Origin of the sequence: Collinsella sp. SGI.241 (assembly GCF_050312955.1) — a bacterium.
Taxonomy (GTDB): domain Bacteria; phylum Actinomycetota; class Coriobacteriia; order Coriobacteriales; family Coriobacteriaceae; genus Collinsella.
On the sequence record NZ_JBNPKM010000014.1, the window covers coordinates 16,794 to 41,966 of the forward strand.

The following is a 25,173-nucleotide window of genomic DNA, read 5'->3' on the forward strand; positions in this document are numbered from 1 at the left end:
AGCCGCTCGTCCAGACGAGCGACACCCGGCAACTCATTGCGGTAGGCGTCGCCACGGTGGGAGCAGGACTGACGTGCCTTGGCCTGCACATCAAACGCAACCAATAGCCAAGCACGACCGGAGTACGCGGAATAGATAGGAGAACCATGGCACCCAAAAACCTTTTGCCCGTTGCCGCGCTCTGCAGCGCACTGGCGAGCGGTACGCCTCTCGCCGCTTGGGCGACGCCCGCCACGGCAAGCTCCTTACCGCAAGCTCTGAACCCCGCGGCGAATTCGTCGGGTATCGTCGCCTGCCAACGTTTTTCGCTCGCACATGCCACGGTCCGAACCTCGGGATGCCTTCACCGCAATACGGTCGACTCGATAGTCGTGGATATCAATCGACCAGACAAGGAGAACGGCCCCCGGACAGGTTGCGCCATCTGCACATGGAAATCGGCTGCAGTCGACGCCGATGGCGACCCATGCGACTTAGAGCTGCGCATCGATATTGCCTCGGTCGATGATTCGGCGAACGGGGCAAAAGTCGTCTTCGACAGCGCGGCCCATGAAGAAGAAGGGGGTGTATGCCTGGGCTGCGTTCCCTCGAATGCCGATGGCGCGCAGCCCATCATCTCCTTTACGGCGTCGCTGCGGCTGACCAAGGCGGACACCGAAGCCATCGCAACGGGAGACGCGCCTTTGCTGTTCTACGCTGGCGACGCGGACGACCAAAAGGCTCAAAGCACCAGGCAGAAGGGCTCGCTTAACCTCACGCGCGGATCAGAACCCGCCCCCATCAATATCGATGCCCAGGCGCCGGGCGTGCGGCGCATTCTCGCCGATCCGGCGCTGCTCCAAATGACATGGCACGGAGTGGGGTCCGTCGAGATTTCCGCTCCTATATCGAGCGATAATGACAAATCCCCCAAAGACGAGGTCGCAGACGCACCGGCACATGTTGACGATGCATCATCAGAAGACAACGCTGCGGTTCCTCTCGAGAAGCCAAGCGGCAACGCCACCGAACTAGGCGATTCCCAACCGAAAGACGGCCTGGACTTTGCCGCTCCCCCAGGTGTCGACGAAGGCAACTGTTGCATGATGGTCGCGCTCGACCACACGGAAACCGTCGATGCTGCAAGCATTGAGCCAGTCGCTGCCAATGCGCCCCGCCGCAAAAATATCCTCATCGCATTCCCCAACACCGTCGAGCTCGTCTTTTTGCCTTCGGGCGAAGTCGTCGCGCCTACGGCACTTACAGCAGTGGGAGCAAAGAGCGCATCGAACGATATCCAAGCTATCTCGGCACTTGATGCCACAACGACCGCCAAGTTACACCTTTATTCCGTTGCAGCAGACGGAACGCGAACCGAAGAATTCGACGGAACCAAGCTTTTGGTTCCTCGTCGCATCGGTATCCAAGAAGACGTCCCCTATCAAATGGAGCTTGAAGGGTTCGATCGCGCACGAGATGCCGACATCATTGCCGCAGCCATCGAATCCCCACAGCACCTCATGACGCTGCGCTTCGACTTTAGCCCCATCCTGTCCTAGACCGCTAACTGCCGCTTGGCTCGGATACTGAGCGCCCCTCCCCGTTCTGCTACGATTGCCGCGTTGGCATCAATTACAGGAGGGTTCATGCCGGGTTTAGGAACGATCATCAACGTCGCGCTTTTGATCGCGGGCGGTCTGCTTGGCCTTATGGGTGGGCGCTTCATTACGCCTCGCATCCAAGACACGCTCATGAAGGCGTCGGGGTTGTGTGTTCTGTTTATCGGCTTGGGCGGCACCATGCAAAAGATGCTCGTTATCGATGGAGAGGCGTTGGCGACCACCGGCACCACCATGCTTATCGTCTCATTTGCCCTCGGTTCGCTCATCGGCGAGGCCATCAACCTGGAGGCCGCCATCGAGAACCTCGGCGAATGGCTCAAGCGCAAAACCGGCAGCGAAGGCGACAACGAGTTTACCAACGCCTTTGTCTCGGCATCGCTCACCGTGTGTATCGGCGCCATGGCCATCGTAGGATCGATTCAGGACGGTCTGCTCGGCGACTGGTCCACGCTTGCCCTGAAGGGCGCGCTGGACTGCATCATCGTCTGCACCATGACGGCCTCGCTTGGCCGCGGCTGCATCTTCTCGGCCCTGCCCGTTGCCGTATTCCAGGGCACGATCACGCTTTTTGCCGGCTCACTCTCCCCCATCATGACCACCGCAGCCCTCGACAGCCTTTCGCTTGTGGGCTCTATGCTCATCTTCTGTGTTGGGGTTAACCTTATTCGACCTCAGACCTTCCGCACGGCCAACATGCTCCCCTCCGTCGTCGTGGCGGTCATCTACGCCCTCTTGTTCTAAATCTATCTACGTAGCAATCTATCTACGTAGCGATATCTCGAACACCTGTTTGATGCTGTGCTATGATATGAGGTCACCGAAGCTGCGTTAGGAGAGGAGAAGCGGTGGCCGACCAGGACGTCAAGACGCTCATCGAGCGCATTATGGCCGAGGCCCGGACCCATCAGTCCGCCCGCTTCTCAAACGAAATCTATGCTGACGAGCCGATTCTCAAGACCGGTCGACAGATGCAGAACTTCCTCCCCGACCAGTACCGCAAGATGCGCGAGATATCACGCTGGCAAGATGATCCCAAAGGCGGCGCGGGACGTTGGCTATCGGAGGCGGAGCTCTTTTACCGCCAAGGCCTGCTGATGGCCGACTTCGAGGACGATTGTCCCTACAACGGCACCTTTAAGTCGTACTTTCCCACCTACAATGCCATGAGCGATCGACAGTTGCGCGGCTACTTTACCTGGCGTGCCCAAGTGCGCCGCGGAACTGTCGAGGAAACGTCTACGTCCTTTGCCTTCCTGTATCTCTATGAGCTGATCTGCGGCATTGGCGTAGATGACCCACTCGATGGCTTTAGCAAGATCAAGGCCTTTTGGAACGCCTATCGTACCTTCGAGCCCGGCATCGACCGGTTTGCACGCGTGTGGTTGCAAGATTACGCCGTTTTCCACGGGCTCGACCCCAAACTGCTTCGCGACTCTAAAACCGTCATGTTCGATAACGCCCTTATCGAGCTGCGGCGCGCGGCTCGAGACCTTGCACCTGCACCGACGCCGTCGGACCTGGCGCCTGCGCGTCGTAAGACCTCCGAGCCTACGCTCCCCCTCCCGCCCGACGAGGCGGGCGAGGAGCGACTCATGGCCGCTATCAACGCCCTCTCCACGTATAACCTCGATAACTCTAGACTCGATCGCAGCCACCATCGCGACCTACGCCACGTGGCATGTGCCGTGTACGTCCGCATGGCGCGCTACTATGACACGCACCGAAAGACCGGTATCGTGGCGAGCTTGTTTGGGGAGGAGACGGCCATGCCCTATACCATGTTTGCCTCGGCCGTGTTCTTTGCGCCCGAGCGCCACGAGGACTGCGAATACCGTCTTGACCCCATCCATATCTACCGCTGCCAAAACGGTTTTTGGGAATGCATGCGAATTCACGGCAGCAGGCAAAAGAGCAGCAAGCTTGGTGAGATGATGCGCGCCTGCGACCAACGTCTGCGCCTGGCCCTAGCCCCCGCCCACCCCCTGAAGGAGGAGAAGGTCCCCAAATATCTGGCCAAAATCATCGATGACGAGATCGTGGCATGGCTTTCGTGGGATGCCGCACACCAGCCCGTCAAGATCGATATCGATTTGAGCCAGCTGGGGCACATTCGGAGCGCCGCCGCGCAAACGCGTGAAGCGCTTTTGATTGATGAGGAGCGCGAGGACGGCACGCCCGTGGAAGCCGAGGCAACGCTTATCGAGCAGCCGGGCCGCGAGTCTGCGCCCGGCATGACTGCCGAACCTGGCGAGATGACCATTCAGCAAGACGAACCCGACGAGCCGACTGTCTCCGCCGAAGAGTTTGGCGTCATGGCACCGCTCCTCGTGTCTGCGCCCGCACCCGTAACGCCCGCGTCTGCCGAAGCTACGAACAAACTCGCGCCCGCCGAAGATGCCTTTCTTCGCGCGCTCCTCGAGCAAAACACAGCGCAAGCGACATCGGCAGTGGAGAGGTCGGGCCAGAGCGAGGATATGCTCGTCGACAGCATCAACGAGACGCTCTTTGACCTGGTGGGAGACACCGTTATCGAGTTCGGCGCGGCAGGACCGCAAATTATCGAGGATTACGAAGCAGACGTGAGAGGATACCTAGACCATGAGTGATACCGCATCCGCAGCACCCCGCGTGCCCAAGCGCGTCGCTGCCGTCATTCTCAACTCACTCAAGGGCGGTGTGGTCCCGCGCATCGGCCTTCCCTATATCACCGTAGGGCGCGAGGTCGAGATCCGCGCCCTGCTCACCGATTTGAGTCTCATCGCCGACGGTGGCGCGAGCTTCCGGTTTCTGGTCGGTCGCTACGGCGCAGGCAAGAGCTTTTTGCTCCAGACCATCCGCACGCACGCCATGGGCGAGGGGTTCGTCGTCGCCGATGCCGACCTGTCGCCCGAGCGCCGCCTGCAGGGCGGTCAGGGGCAGGGCCTTGCCACCTACCGTGAGCTCATCCGCAACATATCGACCAAGACGCGCCCCGAGGGCGGTGCGCTCAACCTTATTCTGGATCGCTGGGTCGCCTCGTGTGCCGACGTCGACGAGTCGGTCGTCAATGCCCAACTGGCCCCGCTCGAGGAGATGGTCCACGGCTTCGACTTCGCCCGCATGCTCCGCCGCTACCGCACGGCCGTATCCGAGGGCGATGAAGAGGCCATGAGCCGCGTAACCAAATGGATCCGCGGCGAATACCGCACCAAGAGCGAGGCTCGCGCCGAACTGGGTTCCTCGACCATCATCAGCGATGACGACTGGTACGACTACGTTAAGCTCATTGCGCGCTTTTTGGTCTGCAGCGGTTACAAGGGCATGCTGGTGCTCATCGACGAACTCGTGAATCTGTATAAGATTCCCAACGCGATCACGCGCCAATACAACTACGAGAAGATCCTGACCATGTACAACGACACGCTCCAGGGCAAGGCGCAGTACCTGGGCATGATCATGGGCGGCACGCCAGCCTCCATCGAAGACCGCCGCCGCGGCGTGTTCTCCTACGAGGCCCTGCGCAGCCGACTCGCTCAGGGCCGCTTTGCACGCGAGGACCTTAAGGACATGCTCGCGCCCATCATCCGTCTGCAGCCACTCACCTACGAAGAGTTGCTGGTGCTGATTGAAAAACTCATGCAAATTCACGCCGGCTACTTTGGCTGGACGCCCACGCTTACCGAGAGCGACCTGGTGGACTTCCTCAAGATTGAGTTCGGTCGCGTGGGAGCCGACACGCATCTGACGCCGCGCGAAGTCATTCGTGACTTTATCGAGCTGCTCGACATCCTATGCCAAAACCCCGACGCCAACGTGGCCGAGCTGCTGCAAAGCGTCGGCGGTGACGCGCCAGCAGCCGCAACAGACGACACCGGCACCGCGGGCGCCGACCGCAACTTCGCCGAATTCGCCATCTAACCTGCCAAAAAGGGACAGGTTTATTTTGGCAGGTTTTATCTGGGCAAACATTGAAGCAGTCATGCAGCAAGCCACTGCCCGCCGCGTTGAGAGATTCGCTTTTGAAAGGAGGCCCCGTGAACGCCTTTGACCGCTACGCCCCGTTTATCCAAGACTTCATCTACTCCCACGATTGGGAGAGTCTCCGCTCCATTCAGGTTGCGGCGGCAGATGCCATCTTTAACACACAAGACAATGTGCTCCTGACGGCATCCACGGCTTCCGGCAAAACCGAGGCGGCCTTCTTTCCCATCCTGACCGAGTTTTGGGAGAAGCCGCCCGCGAGCGTGGGCGCCCTCTACATCGGCCCCCTCAAGGCGCTCATCAATGATCAGTTCGTCCGCCTTAACGACCTCTGCGAAGAGGCCGATATCCCTGTCTGGCACTGGCATGGCGATGTCTCGCAGTCGCACAAGGCTAAGCTCATCAAAAAGCCGAGCGGCATCTTGCAGATTACGCCCGAGTCACTCGAGGCGCTCCTGATCCATAAGCACATGGCGATCCCGCGCATGTTTTGCGACCTGCGCTATGTGGTCATCGACGAGGTCCACTCGCTCATGCGCGGCGACCGTGGCGGGCAGACGCTCTGCCTTATCGAGCGACTCTCGCGCATGGCCGGCGTGCAGCCTCGACGCATTGGCCTTTCGGCCACCATCGGCGACCCCGAGCGCACGGGCGCTTTTCTCTCACAGGGAACGGGACGTGACTGCGTTATCCCCCGTTTTGAAGAACCGCGCCGCGTGTGGCGCATCTCCATGGAGCACTTCTACAACTCGGGTCCCCAGGCACAGCAGCGGGGATTCGAGAGCATGGGTCCTCAAGAGGCCGAAGTTCTTGCCTCCGAGCGCATTGAGGCAGCGGCACCCACGGCGCTGCCGGCCGACACCCAAGGCATGTGCCACAGCGGACAGCCCACACAGGAGGAGCGCCGTCAACGTCGCAAACGGGCACAGGGTAAGGCTACCTCCGGGAACCGCTGCACTTCTTCGGCCCCCGAGGGCGAAGTCGACATCCCCCGGGCCGCCGAGCAAGCGCTCCTCAACCCCACCGACACCGCACCCGACAACGCCGATCCCGGCATGGGCTATATCTTCGAACACACCCGCGGGCGCAAGTGTCTGGTCTTTGCCAACTCGCGCGAGGAGGCAGAGGCCGTATGTTCCACGCTGCGCAGCTACTGCGAGAGCCGACACGAGCCTGACCGTTTCCTCATCCATCACGGCAATCTTTCGGCATCGTTGCGTGAGACGGCAGAAGAGCTCATGCGCGATGAGGAGCAGGCACAGACGACCGTCACCACCTCTACGCTTGAGCTTGGCATCGATATCGGCCGTCTGGAGCGTGCATTTCAGATCGATGCGCCATTTACCGTCAGCTCCTTTTTGCAGCGAATGGGCCGCACGGGACGCCGCGACCTTCCGCCCGAGATGTGGTTTGTCATGCGCGAGGAAGAACCCGAGCCGCGCACGATGATGCCCGAAACCATTCCGTGGAAGCTCCTGCAGGGCATCGCACTCGTACAACTCTATCGCGAGGAAAAGTGGGTCGAGCCGCCCGAGCTCGATCGACTCCCCTACAGTCTGCTCTATCACCAGACTATGTCGACGCTTGCCAGCACCGGAGAGCTCACGCCGGCAGAACTTGCCCAGCGCGTGCTCACACTCAGCTATTTCCATCGCATCTCAGCCGATGACTATCGCGTGCTGCTGCGTCACCTCATTAAGATCGACCATATCCAGGTCACCGAGGGCGGCGGGCTCATCGTGGGCCTCGCGGGCGAGCGCATCATCAACAATTTTAAGTTCTACGCCGTGTTTCAGGAAAACGAGGAGTTCACCGTCCGCAGCGAGTCGGCCGAGCTGGGCACGATCGTCAATCCCCCACCGCCCGGTGAACGCATCGCCATCGCCGGGCACTGCTGGATTGTCGAGGAAGTGGACTGGAAGCGCCATACCGTCTTTGCTACGCAGGTCAAGGGCCGTGTGCCGGCCTACTTTGGCGACTGCCCCGGCGACATCAACACGCATGTACTCGAGCGCATGCGTAAAGCGCTCAACGAACATGTGACATATCCATACCTTATGGGCAACGCGCGAGCCCGTCTGGCGCAGGCTCGCCATACGGCCGAGATTTCGGGTGCGGGCACTAGGCCACTCATTAACCTGGGCGGCGACACCTGGGTGCTCTTCCCCTGGCTGGGCAGCTATGCCTTTTTGGCGCTCGAGCGCATGCTCAAGATTAAATGTGCCGCGGAGCTGGGCCTTCGCGGACTCGACCCGTCGCGCCCGTACTTTATGCAGTTTAAGATGAAGGCCGACGAAGAGACGTTCTTTGAGGTACTCGCCGCCGAGGCCGAGAAGGACTTCGATCCCATCGAGCTCGTCTATCCCGGCGAGGTGCCTTACTTTGATCGTTACGATGAGTTCGTTCCCGAAGAGCTCGTGCGTAAGGGCTTTGCCGAAGGCGTGCTCGACATAGAGGGTATGAGGCAGCGTGTCCGCAGCTGGCGCGACCACGCATAAAACGGGGCTGACTATATGAGCAGTCAATTTGGGACGGGGCTATTTTAGCTGCCCTTGCAGGTAAAGCGAAAGGTTTGGCCGATTAGTGGCAGGGATAGCTAAAATAGCCCCGTCCCAAATTGACTGCTCCCGATGTGGAGCGAGCCGGCATCCGAAAGCAGCTAAAAAGCCCCGTCCCAGAAAGACTGGTCGCAGAAAGACGCGCTAGTCGTGAAGGACGGCGCCGAGGAAGTCGGCGTCAAAGGGCACGGCTTCGGCAAAGGCATGGTTCCCGTCGCTGGCGATGAGCAGGTAGTTTTCCTCGCCGCCGAACTCTGTATCGCCACAGGGGACCACCCAGGCGTGGGCGAATATCTCGAGTGCCGTGGCAGCGCAGTCGCGCAGGAACGTTACATCGCTCCCCTCGTTTGTGCTCACGATATTGGCAACGTAGATACCCCCGGGGTTCAGGCTGCCCCGCACTAAACGCAACGCCTCAACCGTCGCCAGCTCGCGTACGGGCTCGGCACCGCTAAAGCAATCGCTCACGACCACGTCGTAGCGACGATGGCCCACACTCGTCACACCCAGATACGAGCGAGCCTCAGCGGTTATCACCCGCAGGCGATCGCCCGCCGCGCGCTCTAGCTCGTCTAGGTAGAACCAGCGGCGCGCCAGGCGCGTAATCTCTCCGTCATACTCGATAACGTCCATGCGCAGGCCCTCGTGCGACATCAGCGCAAATTTGGGATAGGCAAACCCGCCGCCACCTAGCATAAGCATACGGCTGATACCGTGACCATAAACGTCACGCATCGCATCCTCGGCCTCAAACACGTCGTCAAACGCGCGATAATACCCAAAGACGGGCTCCGCCCAGCGCTCGCCGACGTAACTCGCGCTTTGGTAGACACCGCCTTGCACCAATACGCGGACTTCATCGCCGCCCTCATCGTGCACGCGTTTCACACGCGCCAACCCATTGCGGGTTCGCGCAACCTGCAGGCAGGCAGCACGAACAGCGACGGCAGCCGCACCAAGCGCCGCGGCTCCCAGAGCAACGCCGGCAACAACGCCGGCAGAAACACTCGGTTTGTTCATCTAGAGCTCCTTTTGCAGATAAAGGCCATGGTCATAAAATCCAAGATGGCGATAGTACTCGCGCGTGCCAATCGCGCTGATCACGTTGATGTGCGTATAACCCGCATCCCGGGCAATCTCGCACGCACGCTCTACGAGCAAACGCCCCAACCCGTGATGCTGCGCCGCCTGGCCCTGGTCGCCCACGCGCGCCGCCATGCCGTACACGTGCACCTCGCGAATCATCGCCTCGTCCGGCGTCGTCGGCAACTCGTCCGCATGCGCGGCAACAAACGAATGGTCGGGCAGCGACAGGCGCAAAAAGCCCGCAATCTTGCCCTGCGGCGTCACCCACTGCAAAAAGCGCTCGTGCGTCACCGGCGTCTCGTACGCCACATCCTCGTCAAGGGTCAGCTCATCCAAGTCGGCACCCGCCGTGCTGATCTCGCGATAGCGAATCTCACGCACCGTCGCACCGTCACCCCGAGCAGCCAGGCGGTTCTCGACGAGCTGACGCAGGTTGGGCTTCTTGTTGCCCACCATAATGTCGTCGGAGCTAAAATCGCGGATCATGCGGCTGATTCGACAGAACGGCGGCGTCACCACGATGTCATCGGCTAGCACGTCGAGCAGCTCCTCCTCGGTATAGGGGCGCCATTCGCCGCGCTCGTAGCAGCCCACCAGACGCGAGCCCTCGATGAGCGCGCACGGGTAGACCTTGACCTCGTCGGGCATAAAGGCCCCCTCGGTCATAAAGCGCTCGTAGTCGCGCTTGTCCCCCTCGGGTGTGGCACCCAGCAAGTTGAGCATAAAATGCGCGTGGATCTTAAAGCCAAACAGGCGCGCAAGCGATAACGCCCGCTCGATTTGCCCCACCGAAATGCGACGCTCGTTGATATCGAGCAGGTACTGGTCGAGGCTCTGGATGCCCATCTGGATCTTGGTGCAGCCCAGGCGGCGGATGAGCGTAAGCGCCTGCGGCGTTACAGCATCGGGGCGCGTCTCGATAACGAGTCCCACCACGCGATGCTTCGCCGTCTCGTTGATGTGCTGCTGACGCTCGAGCTCCTCCATCGTTGCCGTCTGCCACTCGGTGACCTCGCCCCACGGCGTACCGGGGCCGTACAGACGACGCACCGCACGGTTATAGCCGCCCACGGCAGCATCCACACGCTCCTGCTCGTCGGCAACGTCGGCAGCGAGCTCGGCCTCGTCTGTCGCAATGCCGGCAGCCCGATAGCGCTCGCGGCGCTCCGCCACCACCGGCGGCAGCGCATCGGCGGGTGCATCGTCGAGCAGACGCCCCGCCTCAGCACGGCTGATACCCGGACGCGCCAACATGGGGTTGGCTGCCACGCCGGCGACGGCATCGTCATTGAGCGCACGGAAAAGCTCCGACATAAACCATGTCTGATACCCTTGCGGATAGTCGCTCCAGGTGCCGCCAAGCACAATGAGCTCAATCTTATCGGTCGCATGCCCCATCTGCGAAAGCGCGGTCAGACGAGCGCTCACCTGCAGATACGGATCGAAGCAATTTTGCTCCGCACGGGCGCACGCGGGCTCGGCATGCAAATAGCTTTTGGGCATACGCAGGTCGTTGGGGCAAAACAGGCAATCGCCCGAGCACGGCCACGGCTTGGTGATGACGGTAATGGTCGCCACTCCCGAAGCCGTGCGGCGCGGCTTCATGCGTAGCACCTGCAGCAGTTGACGTTCCAGATCGGAATCGACATTCCACGCAGCCCAACGAGCCGGATCCTCACGTTTAACCCGCTGGTAGAACGGCAGCAGACGGCGCTTGGCCAGATCGCGCTTGTCGGCACCCTCACGGCGTGCCTCGGCATGTATCAGTTTGACGAGCGCCTTGTCGTCTACGGTCTCGCCGCGACGCAGGGCTTTAAGTATGTTCAAGATAATCTGTTCCATGCCCCCATTGTAAAGGCAAAGGCACCGGAGCCCGTCACGGCTCCGGCGCCTCCATCAAAGAGCACGCCTATATGTACCGATCTCCGAAAACCGCATGTCACTCCGAATCAAACGACATATCACCCGAACCGACCTCAAAACGATACGTGGCAGACTTATCGCCGTTATCGAATTCAAGATTCAAAATGGTCTCGCCGTCGTAGCCAAGCGGAAGGAAATCGCTCTCGAAGTCGCCGCTGCCCACGGTAAGGCTCGCCTTAAAGCCCGTCGAGTTCGGAACCGTCATCTCCACATCGCCCGAGCCCACACTCACGTCCATCGACTTCGCGGGGGCCTGGTAAAGCTCGAACGTCACATCGCCCGAACCGACCTCAGCGCTGAGCGCATCAGTCACGCTGCCCGAAAACTCTACATCTCCCGCACCCAGGAAAAGGTCGAAACCATCACAGATGACACCGGCAATCTGCAGATCACCCGAGCCCACGTGCGCGTTGACTCCCTTCAGATGTTCGGCAACACGGCGTGGCAGCTCAACCGTAACTGAGCGATCGATTGCCTTACCGTCATCACTTCCAAACTGGGAAACCTTGAGCGTCGAGTCCTCGACGGATGCGATGTTTTGCGTCGCGGCCTTGGAGGCATCCATACCCTCGGCAACGCGCCCCCGCTCTATAACGCGAGCCTTGTTGCCATCAACAACCTTGACGTCCACCGAAGCCGCATTGATATCGAAATCGAGGTAGCGGAACTCATCGGCATCAAAAGTCGCACTCGAAAGTTGCTGAGGCCGAGCGGAATAGTTACCGCTATTCAAGGAATCGTCCTCGTCAAACATATCGTCAAAATCAGACAAATGGCCAGATAGAATACCGGTCGTACGCACCATATCGAAATGAGCCAATAGCCGCGAAATGCCAAAGACAAGCCCAATGATGAGCACAAACGCTCCGACGCCAACGCCCAAGCGTACCTTGGATTCATGCGAAAGCTTCATCATTCATCACCCTCTTTGGCAATCGGCTCAGCGGTGGTCGCGGTAGCCACGTCAGTATCAACCGCAGCGGAAACATTCCGAGCCCTAGCCGTCACCGGTGCCGGACCAACCTGAATATCCCCGCGTGCCCAATCACCATCGAGCGCACGCGCCACCCAGTGATAGATAGGGATCGTAAAGAAGATGAGCGCAGCAAAGGGGCCGGCGCCAAACGGGAACATCAGCAAAAAGAACAGTAGCCAGCACACGGCCCAATACGGGAACGACCGGAACGGGCCCTTCGCCGGAGTCGAGCCAACTGCACCGCCACTCGTCGCCTGCGCCGTAGCAGCGTTGGCGGCCTGCGCACTCCAGCTTGCCGCTTGTGCCGCCTTGGCCGCAGCATCACTCGCCTGCGTTGCCGCCTCGGTGGCGCGTGCCGCCGCCTCATGGGTGCGGGCGCGCTCTGCCGCCTCGGCCTCGCGCTGGCGGGCGCGGTCCTCGTTCTCAAACTCAATATCGTCCTCGATCTCATCGCTCGGATTGAGCAGCTCGTCCAGGCTCACGCCATAGAGTTTGGCGAGCGAGATCAGGTTCTCGGTATCGGGCGAGCTCTCCGCGCGCTCCCATTTACTGACCGCCTGGCGCGACAGCCCCAGCTTTCGCGCCAGCCCTTCTTGGCTAAAGCCTTTGCTGCGGCGAAGGTCGGCGAGCCGCTGCGCAGTTTCTACATTCATGGTTCCTCCTATGTGATGCCAGCCGTGCCGCCGGACCGTTTTTGTTCTTAAGGCGCCTTGCACAGTTAAAAATCTATCCGCCACCGCCAAAAGCATGCCACCTATTCTAGTGAGATTTTTGACAACCGGCGGTTGCGGGCACATATGAGCTGCGGAAATGTGTCCAAACAAAGCAATGACACGTAGCTTGGTTGTCCCCGCTGCGGCGTTAACGGTAGTATGGTCGTACTGTTTATTCCGCACCGCCAACGGAGGGAGTCCCGCGCCGTGAACCGCGATTTCGCCTCATCGCTCATCCAGCTCAACAACACGTTCTATCGCGAGCACTCCGCCTCCTTTTCCGATACGCGTCAGGCCCCGTGGCCCGGCTGGGTGCGCACCATGGATATCGCGCTCGAGCAGCTCGACGTCGCCACAATCGAGCATCCCGTCCGCGTCTTTGACCTTGCCTGCGGCAATATGCGATTCGAGAACTTTGCCGCCGGCGGCGCACTTGCCGCCAAGGGCGTCGACGGCGCAAACTCCTCGGCAGATGCCAGCTGCCCGTTTGAGTTCTATGGCGTCGACTCGTGCCAAGACCTGGCCATCGATGCACGCGGTCACGCCCTGCGCATTCCCAACCTGCACTTCCAGGAACTCGACGTGCTCGATGCCCTCATGAAGCTCAACCCCGCCGAGGCGCCCGACGCGCTTTTCGACGCCCCGCTCGCCGATATCTCGGTCTGCTTTGGCTTTATGCACCACGTGCCGTCGTGCGAATACCGCGTGCGCGTGCTCGACGCCCTGGTGCGCCAGACGCGCCCGGGCGGCATCATCGCCATTAGCTTTTGGGAGTTTATGAACGACGAGCGCATGGCGCGCAAGGCCGTTCGCGCCGAGGCCCGCGCCGAGCTCACCCCGCCGTTTGAGGGTTACGATTCCGCGCAGTTTGAAGCCGGCGACCACCTCATTGGCTGGCAAAACGACCGCCATGCCTACCGCTATTGCCACCACTTTGACGATCAGCAGATCACCGACTTGGTGCGCGGCGTGCGCACGTTCTACAAGAGCGGCGAGGTCCCCGTACGCGAGCTTGAGCGCTTCCATGCCGACGGTCGCAGTGGCGAGCTCAACCGCTACGTGATTCTCAAGCGCCTGTAGGCACCGACGACTCGCCGTCGAGCCGCACCGCGTCTTTCGGGCAAGCTATGCCTACCCTTTTTTCAACCCATTGACGGAACGCGCAGCTATGCGTTCCATACTTATGACCAAGGAGCCTCATGGGAGCCGTCCACGTTCGCACGCCTAAGAACTTTGTGCTCGAAGAGCGCCTGGAGCGCTACGCCGATGCGATTGAGACGAACCCTGAAATCTATGCCGGAGATTGGCGCGAGGCCTGTGCGCCCGCAGGCAGCAAGTCTTTCGAACACCTTCACCTGGATCTTGGCTGCGGTAAGGGAACGTACCTTGTAGAGCGCGCGGCCCACGAGCCAAACACGCTCTTTATCGGCATGGACCAGGAGCCCATCTGCATCGCCTATGCCGCACAGAAAATCTGCGAGCAGGAACTGACCAACGCACTCGTCCTGCCCCGAGGCGCCGCATCGTTGCCGCAGCTGTTTGCCACAGGCGAGCTCGATGCCATCACCATCAACTTTCCCACGCCACAGCCTAAGGCCAAGTACGCCAAAAAACGACTCGTCCATGTCGACCATCTGATGCTCTACCGCCCGCTTTTTTCAGCCGGCGCCACCGTCACGCTGCGCACCGACAGCAAGCCATTGCGCGACTACGCCCTGGGGCAGTTTGCCGCGGCCGGCTACGACACACTTTGGGTAAGTGACGACGTTCGCCGCGACCGTCCCGAGCATCCCGAGACCGAATACGAGCGCCGCACGCGCGAGATGGGTGCCGCCGTCTATGGCATTTGCGCCACTCCCGACGCGCTGCCCAGCGATGAACAGCTCACGGCGGGGCGCGCGCAGGAGCAAAGCCTTGCGTGCTACCTGCCCGACAATCTCGATGAGCTCACCTACGTGCCCCTCGGCATGGAAGAGGCCGTCGAGAACTTTAAAAACCGCGCCCGCAAGGGCAAGAAGCGCTTACCGCAGGAGTCCCAGGGGCCTCTGATGGTCGCGGCTTCGGCAAACAAGCGCAAATAGGCGCCAGCAAACGACCCTCAAATCTAAGTGAGTAGACTTTTTTGCAATAGCCAAGCACAACCCGCATAACCAATACTAAAACCGCAGGTAGAGCCTTTGCGCAAAAGCCATGTGCTCGCGATATTGCAAAAAGTCTACTCACTTAGCTGGCAACTGCACCAAACAGCTGGGCAGAACGCCCATTTCCTGCATTTTCTTGCCTGCGAACGCATCGATGCGACGCTACGCCATAATAGTTGGCGGACAATCGCGAGAGAAAGCAAACACATGGCACAGACCACGACAGATACCGCCGCCAGCACCGTCTCCGGTGCCGGCGCCGCCAGCTCGTTCTCGGGCGGCACGGGAACCGAAGCCGAGTTTGGCTCGCTCGGCGCGCTCTCTCCCACCTGGTGGGAGCCCGAGGACGGCAGCGAGCCCGAACCATGGCTCACGCCCGATCAGGCCTTCGAACGCTTCTTTGAATGGACGAGCGACCGTGGCATTGAGCTGTGGGATCACCAAGAAGAGGCCCTCATGGACCTGGCCGCCGGCGATCACGTCATTTTAGGCACACCGACCGGATCGGGTAAATCGCTCGTCGCGCTGGGCATGCTCTTTATGGGCATGGCTCAGGGCAAGCGCTGCTATTACACGGCCCCCATCAAAGCCCTGGTCAGCGAAAAGTTCTTCGACCTGGTACAGGTACTCGGCCGCGATAACGTCGGCATGATCACCGGCGATACGCATATCAATACCAAGGCGCCCGTCATCTGCTGCACGGCCGAAATCCTTGCCAACGATGCGCTGCGCGAGGGCGAGGGCGCCGACGTGGGCTGCGTCGCCATGGACGAGTTCCACTACTTTGCCGACCCCGACCGCGGCTGGGCCTGGCAGGTACCGCTGCTCACCCTGCCCCACACGCAGTTTATGCTCATGAGCGCCACGCTCGGCGATGTCACCGCCATCGCCGCCTCGCTCGAGGAGCACACCGGCGCTGCTTGCGACTTGGTTGTCGATGCCCCGCGTCCTGTTCCGCTGAGCTACGACTATGTGACGACCTCCCTCGAGGGCACGGTCGAGCTCGCCATGCGCCGTGGCGAGGCCCCGCTCTATATCGTGCACTTTAGCCAGGATGCCGCCCTTGCGACGGCACAATCGCTCGCCAATTTTGGCATCGCCAGCAAGGAGCAGCGCGAGGCCATCAAAGAAGCGGCAAAGGGAACGAGCTTCTCCACGGCCTTTGGCAAGATTCTCAAGCGCCTGCTTGGATGCGGCGTCGGCGTGCACCATGCTGGCATGTTGCCGCGCTATCGCCTGCTGGTCGAGCGCTTGGCGCAGCAGGGCCTGCTGCCCGTCATTTGCGGCACCGACACACTCGGCGTCGGCATCAACGTACCCATCCACACCGTGGTGCTCACCGCGCTCACCAAGTTCGATGGTTACAAAATGCGTCGTCTGCGCGCCCGCGAGTTCCATCAAATTGCCGGTCGCGCCGGTCGCTCGGGCTTCGATACCGAGGGCATGGTAATCGCCGAGGCACCCGAGCACGAGATCGAGAATGCCAAGCTTATGGCCAAGGCGGGCGACGACCCCAAAAAACTCCGTAAGATTAAAAAGAAAAAGGCCCCCGAGGGCTTTGTCTCATGGAACAAGCAAACTTTTGAGCGCCTGATCGAGACGCAACCCGAAACACTCAAGCCACGCCTGCGCATCACGCACTCTATGGTGATTAGTGTGGTCGAGCAGGGCGGCAATGCCCGAGCCCGCGTACATGACCTCATCGAGACAAGCCTGCAGACCCCCGAAGAAAAGGCCAAGCTTGAGGTTCGCGCCGACGAGATCTTCGCCACGCTCATCGACTCCGGCGTCGTCGTGCGCACCGAGGTGCCGCCCGCACCCGACGCTCCGGCTGACGCCGCGCCGGATATCGACTACGCGCTGACGGTCGACCTGCCCGAGGACTTTGCGCTCGACCAGCCGCTCTCGCCGTTTTTGCTTGCCGCGCTGGAGCTGCTCGACCCCGAAAGTGAGACCTATACCATGGACCTCATCTCGATGGTCGAGGCCACGCTCGAGGACCCCAAGCAGGTATTGCGTGCACAGGAGCGCGCCGCACGCGATCGCGCTATGGCCGAGATGAAGGCCGACGGCATCGAGTATGAGAAACGCTTGGAGCGCATTCAAGACGTCACGTACGAAAAGCCGCTCGAGGATTTGCTCGACGCCGCTTTTGACAAGTACTGCCAGGAAGTGCCCTGGGCAAACGACTACCAGCTCTCTCCCAAGAGTGTCCTGCGCGATATGCTGGAAAGCGCGAGCGATTTTAAGGGCTACATTCAAAAGCTCGGCATCGCCCGCTCCGAGGGCATTTTGCTTCGCTACCTGGCAGAGGCCTACCGTTCGCTCGACCGCACCGTACCCATCGAGAAGCGCGACGGGCGCCTGCGCGACATTATCTCGTGGCTGGGCTTTGTGGTGCGCTCGGTGGACTCGAGCCTGGTGGACGAGTGGGAGAACGCCGGCAACCCGGCAGCCCTCGATGCCGTGCCGCCACAGGGCATCGACGAGGTCGTGGCGGACCGCCGCGGCTGCACGCTGCTGGTGCGCAATGCGCTCTTCCGCCGCGTGACCCTTGCCGCCCGTGAGCACGTTCGCGACCTGGGCGAGCTCGACGACGACTGGGGCATGAGCGAGATCCGCTGGCAAAAGGCCCTCGATGCCTACCATGAGCAGCACGAGGAAATCCTCACCGACGGAGATGCCCGCAGCGCCGCGATGTTTTCCATCGATGAGTCCGACGAGAAGACCGCGCACGTATGGCACGTGCACCAGATCTTTGCCGACGAGGACGGCGACCACGACTTTGGCATCATGGGCGATGTCGATCTGGACGCCACGCAAGACGGCGGTGAAGTCATCTTCAAAAACTACCGCGTCGGCTTTATCGAAGACCTGCTCGAGGACTAGTCGAACATACTGGAACGAAACGAAGCGGGGCCGTTGGCAATATCGCCAGCGGCCCCGTTTTTGCACTATACGCTATGCCTTACTCGGTATCCTCGACCTCATACGAATCCGCCTCGGCTGGCTCATCGTTTGTCTCTGGCGCAGCCCCGCGCGCCTCGTCAAACGCCGCCTTCATGGTCTTGTTGCCCCACGTGAGCTTGCGAATGGTAAGATCGTCGGCCTTCTTGTTGGCTAGGCGCAGATTGTTCTCGGAGGACAGCAATGCCTCCTTGGTTTTCTGCAGATGGCTAATCGTCTTGTCGATCTCATCGATTGCCGTTTGGAACTTGCGGCTCGCGATCTCGTAGTTGCGACCGAAATCATTCTTGAACTTCTCCATCTTGGCTTCGAAGTTCGTGACGTCGATATTCTGCTGTTTGTACTCAGCTAGCTCCTGCTTATAGCGCAGTGAGCCCATGGCGGCGTTGCGAAGGAGCGTGATCATGGGAATGAAAAACTGTGGGCGAATCACGTACATCTTCTCGTAGCGATAGCTCACGTCGACTATCCCTACGTTATAGAGCTCACTCTCGGGCTCGAGCAGCGTGCAGAGCACCGCGTACTCACAGCCTTTCTGGCGACGATCGTGATCGAGTTTCTTAAAGAAGTCCTCGTTTTTATGCTTGGTCGCGGTCTCGTCGTTCTCGTTTTTCATCTCGAACATAATCGAAATGACCTCGTTGCCGCTCGCGTCGCACTCGCGGAAGATAAAGTCGCCCTTGGTACCCTCGGACGCATCGTTATCCTTCTCGAAGTACGCGTTGGGAAATGCCGTCATGCGCAGACGGTTAAACTCGGTTTCGCAATGCTGCTCGAGCGACTCGCCCACCATCTTGGTGGACAGACGGACCTTCATGTCCTTAAGGCGCTCGATCTCTTCATCCTTGTAGCGAATCAGGTCATCGCTCGCGCGCTTGGCCTGCGCAAGCTCGAGCTCGTGTGCCGCCTTGGCCTGTTCCTCGCGAGAATCGCGCACCGCCAGCTCGCTCGTCAGTTTGGCACGCGCCTCATCGCGCTCTCGCTCCGCCGCGGCGACCGCCTTCGACAGCTCCATTTTTGCAGAAAGTTCTTGCTCACGAAGCTGTGCACGAAGGCCCTCGGCCTCGCGCTCAGACTGAGCCTTTGCGGCGGAAAACTTCTCTTGCACCTTCGCGCGATAGTCAGCAAGCGCGCGCTCGGCCTCGCTGCGAGCGGCATCGAGCTCACGCTGCGACTCTGCCGCGGCAGCGGCAAGCGCCATCTCCTGGGCCTTGTCCGCCGCGGCAAGCCTGGCCTGCAGCTCGGCAATCTGAGCATCACGTGCAGCTAAATCGTTTTGAGCAGCATTGCGCGCCGCCGACTCGACAAGCTTGGCTTCGTCATCTTTGCGCTCCAGCTGCGCACGCAAATTGTCAATCTCGCGCTGGAGTTCGGCATTCTCCTTTTGAGCGTTGGCTCGTGCCTCTACCGCCGCGCGCTGGCTTGCACTCTCGCGCTCTGCGGCAGCGCCCTCGAGCTTGGCACGCAGCTCGGCGAGCTCAGCATCGCGCTTGGCAACCTCTTGTGCCAGCTGTTGAGCTGCAGCGTTCTTCTGCTCGGTAAGCTGAGCGTTGCGCTGGGACTCTGCCTCTTGCAAGGCAGCCATCGAACGCGAGCGCTCAAGCTCCAGCGCTTGCTCGCCCTCGCGCTGGACCGCCTTCACACGCTCATCCAGGTCGCGCGAAAACTCGGCATTGCGCACTTGCTTGACGATATCCGCATAGCCGGATGCATCGACCTTAAATACTTCGCCACAATGCGGGCACTTGATCTCGTTCATAGCAGCTCCTCGCTGGACGCAAATTTCAACCGCCTACACTCTACCGCGCTGCGCGGACAAAAAAGGCGCCGCCACCATAATGGCAACGGCGCCAGAACCGCCACAAAGGTGCCCGTCCCCTTTGTGGCGGTTTGTGTGACGGTTCGAGAATTACAGTCCAAAGAAGCCTAGGATTTGGTCACGGCTTACGGGCTTGTACTCGTTGGCATCGAGGCCGACATCGTAGCGAAAGATAGGACGTTCGCGATCGCGGTTGCGCGTATTGGTGCGGTCTCCCCTGCTGTGGATATGCCCGTGCAGCATAATGGCGCCACGCGCCTTGCCGTTCCAGCTGAGCATGGGGTAGTGGCTCATAACCAGACGATGGCCCTTGGCATAGCCGGGAGCAATCTCCAGGTAATCGCGCACGTCTTCCCAAATCTGCGGTACGTCGGGATCTTCCCAGTCACCGTCATGGTTACCACGGATGAGCGTCACGTTCTGGCATTCAATGCGTTTACGCAGGCGCACCGCCTCCGCCAGGGGCAAACGATAGGTAAAGTCACCCAGAATATAGAGGCGGTCGTCCGCAGCCACGCACTCATTGATGGCATCGATGACCTTGCGGTTCATCTCCTCAACCGAGCCAAACGGTCGGTCCATGTCGTGCAAAATATTCGTGTCGCCCAGGTGCAGGTCGGCGGTAAACCACATCATCGTCTCAGTCCTCATTTCGCAACGCGTCCAACTCGTGCTAAGTATACAGACGCAGCGATGCGGCAGTTACCCAAAGAGCCCGCCAAACAGTCCGCGACGGCGCTTGTCTTTCTTTTTCGACGCATCACCCTGAGTTTTCTTGTCCTGTCGCATCTTACGATCCTGCTCCAGCTCATCGTCGTCGAGTAGCATATCCCACTCAAACGAATCGTCCGTCAAATCGAACAGGTCATCGTCATCAAACATGGCAGCCTCCCTTACCGATTAGCGGGCATCCACCACATAGAGCCCAACGCGCACCTGATGCCACGGGCTACGCTCGGGGGCAACCTGCTGCACGCGGGCCTCAAATACGTCCTCATGGCCGTAATACATCATCAAGGACAGCGGACCGACCTCGTTTCCCGGAACATAGCCAAGCTTGGTGTTGCCGTAGTAGATCGCAACCGCCTCGGGATCATGGGGATTATCGCGCTCGGCGCACAGCGTCAGTTTATCGCCCGCTTTAAGATCGCCCAGGACCAAAGCGCCGTCGGCATACTGAAATCCCGCAATGTGAAACGACAGAAGAACACGTGAAGGCTCGTACATGGCAACTCCCCTAACGGCCGGATAAACCGGCGTTTAACCTTATTGAGAAGTCTACGGGTCCGTGCGGATACAAATTCATCCTGCCTGCGTCTTTTCGACCGTTTGTCCCTACGCCATCTGATTTTAATGCACAAACATGCGCACGAATTTGTGCTTCCAGTTTGCGTAAGGGGCATAGCGAAATGGCACGTCCAGCCACGTTGCCTTGTTCACGATGCTCTTCTTGTGGCTAAACGTATCGAAGCTCTCGCGTCCATGGTACTGCCCCATACCGCTCGCTCCCATGCCGCCAAAGCCCATATGGCTCGTAGCCAGATGCATAATCGTGTCGTTGACGCAACCGCCACCAAAGGGCACGTAACGCACAAAGCGCTGCTGAACCTCACGGTCCTGGCTAAAGATATACAGGGCCAGCGGCGTCGGACGATCCGTAATACACGTCTCGGCCTCGTCTAGGCTCTCAAACGTCAGCACCGGCAAGATGGGACCGAAAATCTCCTCCTGCATCACGGCGTCATCGGGGGCCACGCCGTCCAAAATTGTCGGCTCAATCTTGAGCGAGGCCTCGCGCGCAGCACCTCCAAGCACGACCTTATCGGAATCGATTAGCCCATGCACGCGCGCAAAATGCTTGGCATTGACGATATGCCCGTAATCCTCGTTGTCGAGCGGATGCTCGCCAAACATACGGCGCGCCTCTTCCTTGATGAGGCCCAGCAACTCGTCGTGCACACGCGTATCGACCAGCAGGTAGTCGGGCGCCACACAGGTCTGCCCCACGTTGAGCCATTTACCAAAGGCGATACGCCGTGCCGCAACCTTCAAGTTTGCCGTCGCATCCACGATGCAGGGACTCTTTCCACCCAGCTCAAGCGTCACGGGCGTAAGGTTTTTACTTGCGCGCTCCATGACGAGCTTGCCGACCGGAACGCTACCGGTAAAGAAGATCTTGTCCCAGCACTCATCGAGCAGCGCTTCGTTCTCGGCGCGCCCGCCCTCGACAACTGTCACCAGGCACGGATCAAATGCCTCTTCGCAGATCTGCTTGAGCACCGCACTCGATGCCGGAGCATAGGCGCTCGGCTTGATGACCACGGTATTGCCCGCGGCAAGGGCGCCGGCGAGCGGCTCGAGCGTTAGCAAAAACGGGTAGTTCCACGGGGCCATGATGAGCGTGACGCCATAGGGCACGGCCTGCGTTTTGCACACACTCACGGCGTTGGCAAGGTCGCACGGACGCAGGCGCGGACGACTCCATCGAGCCACATGTGCGATCTGATGACGAATCTCGGAAAGCGACGTGCCGATCTCGCACATATACGCCTCGTCATGCGACTTTCCCAAATCGGTCTTGAGCGCATGGGCAATATCGGCCTCGTGGGCCCGCACCGCATCGCGTAAACTCACGAGCGCACGACGTCGAGCATCGACATCAAACGTGGCGTGCGTCTTAAAGTAGACGCGCTGGTCTCCGACGATGCGCGCAATTTCCTCGGTGTTCATGGACCCTCCTAGTTCTCGCCCTCAAACATACCACCCGCGACGACCTCGTACATGCGCATCAGCTCCAAACGGTCCATCAAAAGTGGAACGGGGTACAGCGGATTGGCCTCGGCATCGGCATGCGCCGCCATCTCGGGAATGTCAGAGCGGCGAATGCCCGTCACATATTTGGGAATGTCCAAGGCGGCGTTCATTCGAACGACCCAATCGATAAAGGCCTCGACGGCATGCGTCAGGGCGCCCATGCCCGTCTGCCCCGTAATGGAGGCGGGCAGACCGCGTGAACTCGGGGTCGTGCACCGCAAAGCGTGGGATAAGCACAAAGTCGTTAATGGGGTACTTGTGGTGCGTCTCGTCATCGGTGATAACCGCCGCGAGCGTGACTTCGCTTCCCGTACCGGCGGTAGTGGGAACCGCAATAAGCAGCGGCAGGAGACGGTGGACGCGCAGCAGGCCGCGCATCTTGTTGATGGGCTTGTTTGGCTGCGCGATTCGTGCTCCCACGCCCTTGGCACAGTCCATGGCCGAGCCACCGCCAAAGCCGATAATGGCCTGGCAGGCGCTCTCTCAGCATGCTCCAGAATGCGTGTCTCGGTATAGGGCAGCACCGGCAATGCGATGCGAAAAACCGTTTGATACGTTCGGCACCAGGCGCAGTGGGCTAGATGCATAAAGGAAACTCCCTCATTTGTTGATTGGTCAACATTTGCTCGACCGATTCTACTCATCGGAGCTCGCAGGCGGCCTGCCAATCGTTAATCAATCAACATCTTCATATCTCAAAATTGTTTTATCAAAAATCATTCCTAATAGGCTTCACATTTTGTTGCATTTATGGATAATAGAACTCGTCAAGACGCACGTCCGGAGAGGGCCCTTACGGGATCGGACAAGCGCCCCATCGCCATCCATCGAAAGGATCGAATCATGAAATTTGTTTGCCCCGTTTGCGGTTATGTGGAAGAGTTCGACGGCGACCAGCTGCCCGAGGATTTTAAGTGCCCCCAGTGCGGCGTTCCCGGTTCTCGTTTCCTGAAGCAGGAGGAGGGCAAGCTCGAGTGGGCTGCCGAGCACGTCGTGGGCGTCGCCAAGATGGAGGGCGTCTCCGAGGACATCGTTGCCGACCTGCGCGCCAACTTTGAGGGCGAGTGCTCTGAGGTCGGTATGTACCTGGCCATGGCTCGCGTCGCCCATCGCGAGGGCTATCCCGAGATCGGCCTATACTGGGAGAAGGCTGCCCACGAGGAGGCCGAGCACGCCGCCAAGTTCGCCGAGCTCCTGGGCGAGGTCGTGACCGACTCCACCAAGAAGAACCTCGAGATGCGCGTTGAGGCCGAGAACGGCGCCACCGCCGGCAAGACCGATCTTGCCAAGCGTGCCAAGGCCGCTGGCCTCGATGCCATCCACGATACCGTGCACGAGATGGCTCGCGACGAGGCCCGCCACGGCAAGGCTTTCGCCGGCCTGCTCAAGCGCTACTTTGGCTAAGCCAACCGCCTGAGAGATAATCTCTAACTTTAAAGGGCCCGGACCGCATGGTTCGGGCCTTTTTTCGTGTCTCATAAACTCGTTAACGCCCTGAAATAGGGCCACCTTCGGCATCGACTTCTCGTCAAAAACTAAGTGAGTAGACTTTTTGGAACTTGCCGAGCAGACCATCCATATTGCTCTATAAAGCCGCAGGTAAATGACTTGTTGCAAAACGGCCTGGTCGCCATCACGCCAAAAGTCTACTCACTTAGATCCGCGCCGTCCACGATCGAGCTGTTTTGTGTCCAATGGACATCTTTCCGTCGATTACTCCCAATTTTGTCCAGTCAACGAATAGTTCAGACCGGAGTAATGCCTCAGCCCTTTGCTCATCCGAGCTTTTATAGCGATATTCAACATCGAGCATCCTGCATACGGCCTTAACGATCGCACGGAATCTATCCTCATCGGATATCTGTCCGTGTGTCAGGAGAAGCACGTCGTAGCCCATGGCTTGAAGCGCCGTCATGCGGTTAGCGTCACGCAAGCCATCCCCCGCGCGCCCGTGCGAGGCCTTTCCCTGACATTCAATGGCCACCTGCCGCCTCCCGTCCGGCGAGGAAAGAAGTAGATCGATATATACGCGGGTCTTTCCTACAATCGCTCGAGCACTTGTGCTTAGCACCACTTTGACATTGAGCTCTATGCCGCAAAACCCTTCACCTCCCAGGGCTCGCGGCAGTCCAAGCAACAAATACGCCTCGACCTCAAAAGGCGAAGCGGCACCCAATGGAACGAGTTGCGACACCGCCATAAATCGATTGCCGTAACGAATCCCGCAAACATCTGAACAAAAACGGTCAAGGTCCCCATCCAAAACCAAAGCGTCGCGACGCCACAAATTTGAGGCGGCGCCGCCCTCGGACGGGCAGCGCACCCAACCCAACGTTGTCGAAATCGCACCCGAATCAATTGCATGCGAAAGCTCCACCTCAAGTGCCGCCGGCAGGGCGCATACCGCAAACAAGCCGCACATCTCCGCCAATACCAGAAGAAGTTGGAGATCCGTCAGATGTCGAGACATGATAAATGCCGTCAGCAGAGGAGACGTGACCAAAAATCCATGCTCCGTTTCCAGCACGGATTCCCTGGGGAGTTCACCAAGAAACAGCCGCTGCCTAATGTTGGCAGGGCAAGTCCGTTTGTTTCTCGTCCGAACCAATGTATAC

At 59.8% G+C, this 25,173-nt stretch carries 20 protein-coding genes and 1 pseudogene; 9 read left to right on the forward strand and 12 right to left on the reverse strand.

What is annotated here, in order from left to right:
• Positions 1 to 146 precede the first annotated feature (146 nt).
• From ACQQ92_RS06970 to ACQQ92_RS06990, 5 genes are all read left to right on the forward strand, one after another.
• A complete protein-coding gene (locus ACQQ92_RS06970; protein WP_427796120.1) occupies positions 147 to 1,538 on the forward strand; it encodes a hypothetical protein in 1,392 nt (463 codons plus the stop codon).
• A gap of 87 nt (positions 1,539 to 1,625) precedes the next feature.
• Complete coding sequence (locus tag ACQQ92_RS06975) at positions 1,626 to 2,342, forward strand: DUF554 domain-containing protein (protein ID WP_427747902.1); 717 nt, start codon at positions 1,626 to 1,628, stop codon at positions 2,340 to 2,342.
• Positions 2,343 to 2,446: 104 nt separating this feature from the next.
• Positions 2,447 to 4,207 (forward strand): TerB N-terminal domain-containing protein, encoded by a 1,761-nt coding sequence (locus ACQQ92_RS06980; RefSeq protein ID WP_427796121.1) that lies wholly within the window; start codon positions 2,447 to 2,449, stop codon positions 4,205 to 4,207.
• Positions 4,200 to 5,498: an ATP-binding protein gene (locus tag ACQQ92_RS06985; protein ID WP_427796122.1), complete on the forward strand. Its 1,299-nt coding sequence runs from the start codon at positions 4,200 to 4,202 to the stop codon at positions 5,496 to 5,498. The genes ACQQ92_RS06980 and ACQQ92_RS06985 overlap by 8 nt, the downstream gene beginning before the upstream one ends.
• A gap of 116 nt (positions 5,499 to 5,614) precedes the next feature.
• Positions 5,615 to 8,059, forward strand: coding sequence for a DEAD/DEAH box helicase (locus ACQQ92_RS06990; RefSeq protein WP_427796123.1), 2,445 nt, complete (start codon positions 5,615 to 5,617; stop codon positions 8,057 to 8,059).
• 204 nt (positions 8,060 to 8,263) lie between these two features.
• Here the strand turns inward: ACQQ92_RS06990 and ACQQ92_RS06995 are convergent, their stop codons facing one another.
• The 4 genes from ACQQ92_RS06995 to ACQQ92_RS07010 form a co-directional block, all read right to left on the reverse strand.
• On the reverse strand, positions 8,264 to 9,139 hold the full coding sequence (locus ACQQ92_RS06995; RefSeq protein ID WP_427796124.1) for a spermidine synthase: 876 nt from the start codon (positions 9,137 to 9,139) through the stop codon (positions 8,264 to 8,266).
• On the reverse strand, positions 9,140 to 11,047 hold the full coding sequence (locus ACQQ92_RS07000; RefSeq protein ID WP_427796125.1) for an elongator complex protein 3: 1,908 nt from the start codon (positions 11,045 to 11,047) through the stop codon (positions 9,140 to 9,142). It abuts the gene before it with no gap.
• A 97-nt stretch (positions 11,048 to 11,144) separates the two neighbouring features.
• Positions 11,145 to 12,041 (reverse strand): DUF4097 family beta strand repeat-containing protein, encoded by an 897-nt coding sequence (locus tag ACQQ92_RS07005; RefSeq protein ID WP_427796126.1) that lies wholly within the window; start codon positions 12,039 to 12,041, stop codon positions 11,145 to 11,147.
• Positions 12,041 to 12,757 (reverse strand): helix-turn-helix domain-containing protein, encoded by a 717-nt coding sequence (locus ACQQ92_RS07010; protein WP_427796127.1) that lies wholly within the window; start codon positions 12,755 to 12,757, stop codon positions 12,041 to 12,043. The genes ACQQ92_RS07005 and ACQQ92_RS07010 overlap by 1 nt, the downstream gene beginning before the upstream one ends.
• Positions 12,758 to 13,024: 267 nt before the next feature.
• On the opposite strand from ACQQ92_RS07010, the gene ACQQ92_RS07015 reads away from it, so the two are divergent.
• From ACQQ92_RS07015 to ACQQ92_RS07025, 3 genes are all read left to right on the forward strand, one after another.
• A complete protein-coding gene (locus ACQQ92_RS07015; protein WP_427796128.1) occupies positions 13,025 to 13,897 on the forward strand; it encodes a class I SAM-dependent methyltransferase in 873 nt (290 codons plus the stop codon).
• A gap of 119 nt (positions 13,898 to 14,016) precedes the next feature.
• A complete protein-coding gene (gene trmB, locus ACQQ92_RS07020) occupies positions 14,017 to 14,898 on the forward strand; it encodes a tRNA (guanine(46)-N(7))-methyltransferase TrmB (RefSeq protein ID WP_427796129.1) in 882 nt (293 codons plus the stop codon).
• Positions 14,899 to 15,165: 267 nt separating this feature from the next.
• On the forward strand, positions 15,166 to 17,847 hold the full coding sequence (locus ACQQ92_RS07025; RefSeq protein WP_427796130.1) for a DEAD/DEAH box helicase: 2,682 nt from the start codon (positions 15,166 to 15,168) through the stop codon (positions 17,845 to 17,847).
• A gap of 79 nt (positions 17,848 to 17,926) precedes the next feature.
• Here the strand turns inward: ACQQ92_RS07025 and ACQQ92_RS07030 are convergent, their stop codons facing one another.
• From ACQQ92_RS07030 to ACQQ92_RS07060, 7 genes and pseudogenes are all read right to left on the reverse strand, one after another.
• On the reverse strand, positions 17,927 to 19,684 hold the full coding sequence (locus ACQQ92_RS07030; protein ID WP_427794205.1) for a DUF2130 domain-containing protein: 1,758 nt from the start codon (positions 19,682 to 19,684) through the stop codon (positions 17,927 to 17,929).
• Positions 19,685 to 19,834: 150 nt separating this feature from the next.
• Entirely contained in the window at positions 19,835 to 20,395 is a 561-nt protein-coding gene (locus tag ACQQ92_RS07035) for a metallophosphoesterase (RefSeq protein WP_427796131.1), read from the reverse strand.
• A gap of 51 nt (positions 20,396 to 20,446) precedes the next feature.
• Positions 20,447 to 20,626 carry a hypothetical protein gene (locus ACQQ92_RS07040; RefSeq protein WP_154517096.1) on the reverse strand — a complete coding sequence of 60 codons (180 nt, stop codon included), beginning with the start codon at positions 20,624 to 20,626 and terminating at the stop codon, positions 20,447 to 20,449.
• 18 nt (positions 20,627 to 20,644) lie between these two features.
• Positions 20,645 to 20,971 carry an HIRAN domain-containing protein gene (locus ACQQ92_RS07045; RefSeq protein ID WP_117655201.1) on the reverse strand — a complete coding sequence of 109 codons (327 nt, stop codon included), beginning with the start codon at positions 20,969 to 20,971 and terminating at the stop codon, positions 20,645 to 20,647.
• Positions 20,972 to 21,094: 123 nt separating this feature from the next.
• Positions 21,095 to 22,474: an aldehyde dehydrogenase gene (locus ACQQ92_RS07050; RefSeq protein WP_427796132.1), complete on the reverse strand. Its 1,380-nt coding sequence runs from the start codon at positions 22,472 to 22,474 to the stop codon at positions 21,095 to 21,097.
• An 8-nt stretch (positions 22,475 to 22,482) separates the two neighbouring features.
• Positions 22,483 to 22,779: a hypothetical protein gene (locus ACQQ92_RS07055; RefSeq protein ID WP_427796143.1), complete on the reverse strand. Its 297-nt coding sequence runs from the start codon at positions 22,777 to 22,779 to the stop codon at positions 22,483 to 22,485.
• A 43-nt stretch (positions 22,780 to 22,822) separates the two neighbouring features.
• Positions 22,823 to 22,996 (reverse strand): annotated as a pseudogene (locus tag ACQQ92_RS07060) (iron-containing alcohol dehydrogenase); the annotation flags it as partial.
• Between the two features lie 405 nt (positions 22,997 to 23,401).
• Between ACQQ92_RS07060 and ACQQ92_RS07065 the strand changes: the two are divergent.
• Positions 23,402 to 23,962 (forward strand): ferritin family protein, encoded by a 561-nt coding sequence (locus ACQQ92_RS07065; protein ID WP_154517090.1) that lies wholly within the window; start codon positions 23,402 to 23,404, stop codon positions 23,960 to 23,962.
• A gap of 250 nt (positions 23,963 to 24,212) precedes the next feature.
• Here the strand turns inward: ACQQ92_RS07065 and ACQQ92_RS07070 are convergent, their stop codons facing one another.
• Entirely contained in the window at positions 24,213 to 25,085 is an 873-nt protein-coding gene (locus tag ACQQ92_RS07070; protein WP_427796133.1) for a hypothetical protein, read from the reverse strand.
• Between the last annotated feature and the right edge of the window lie 88 nt (positions 25,086 to 25,173).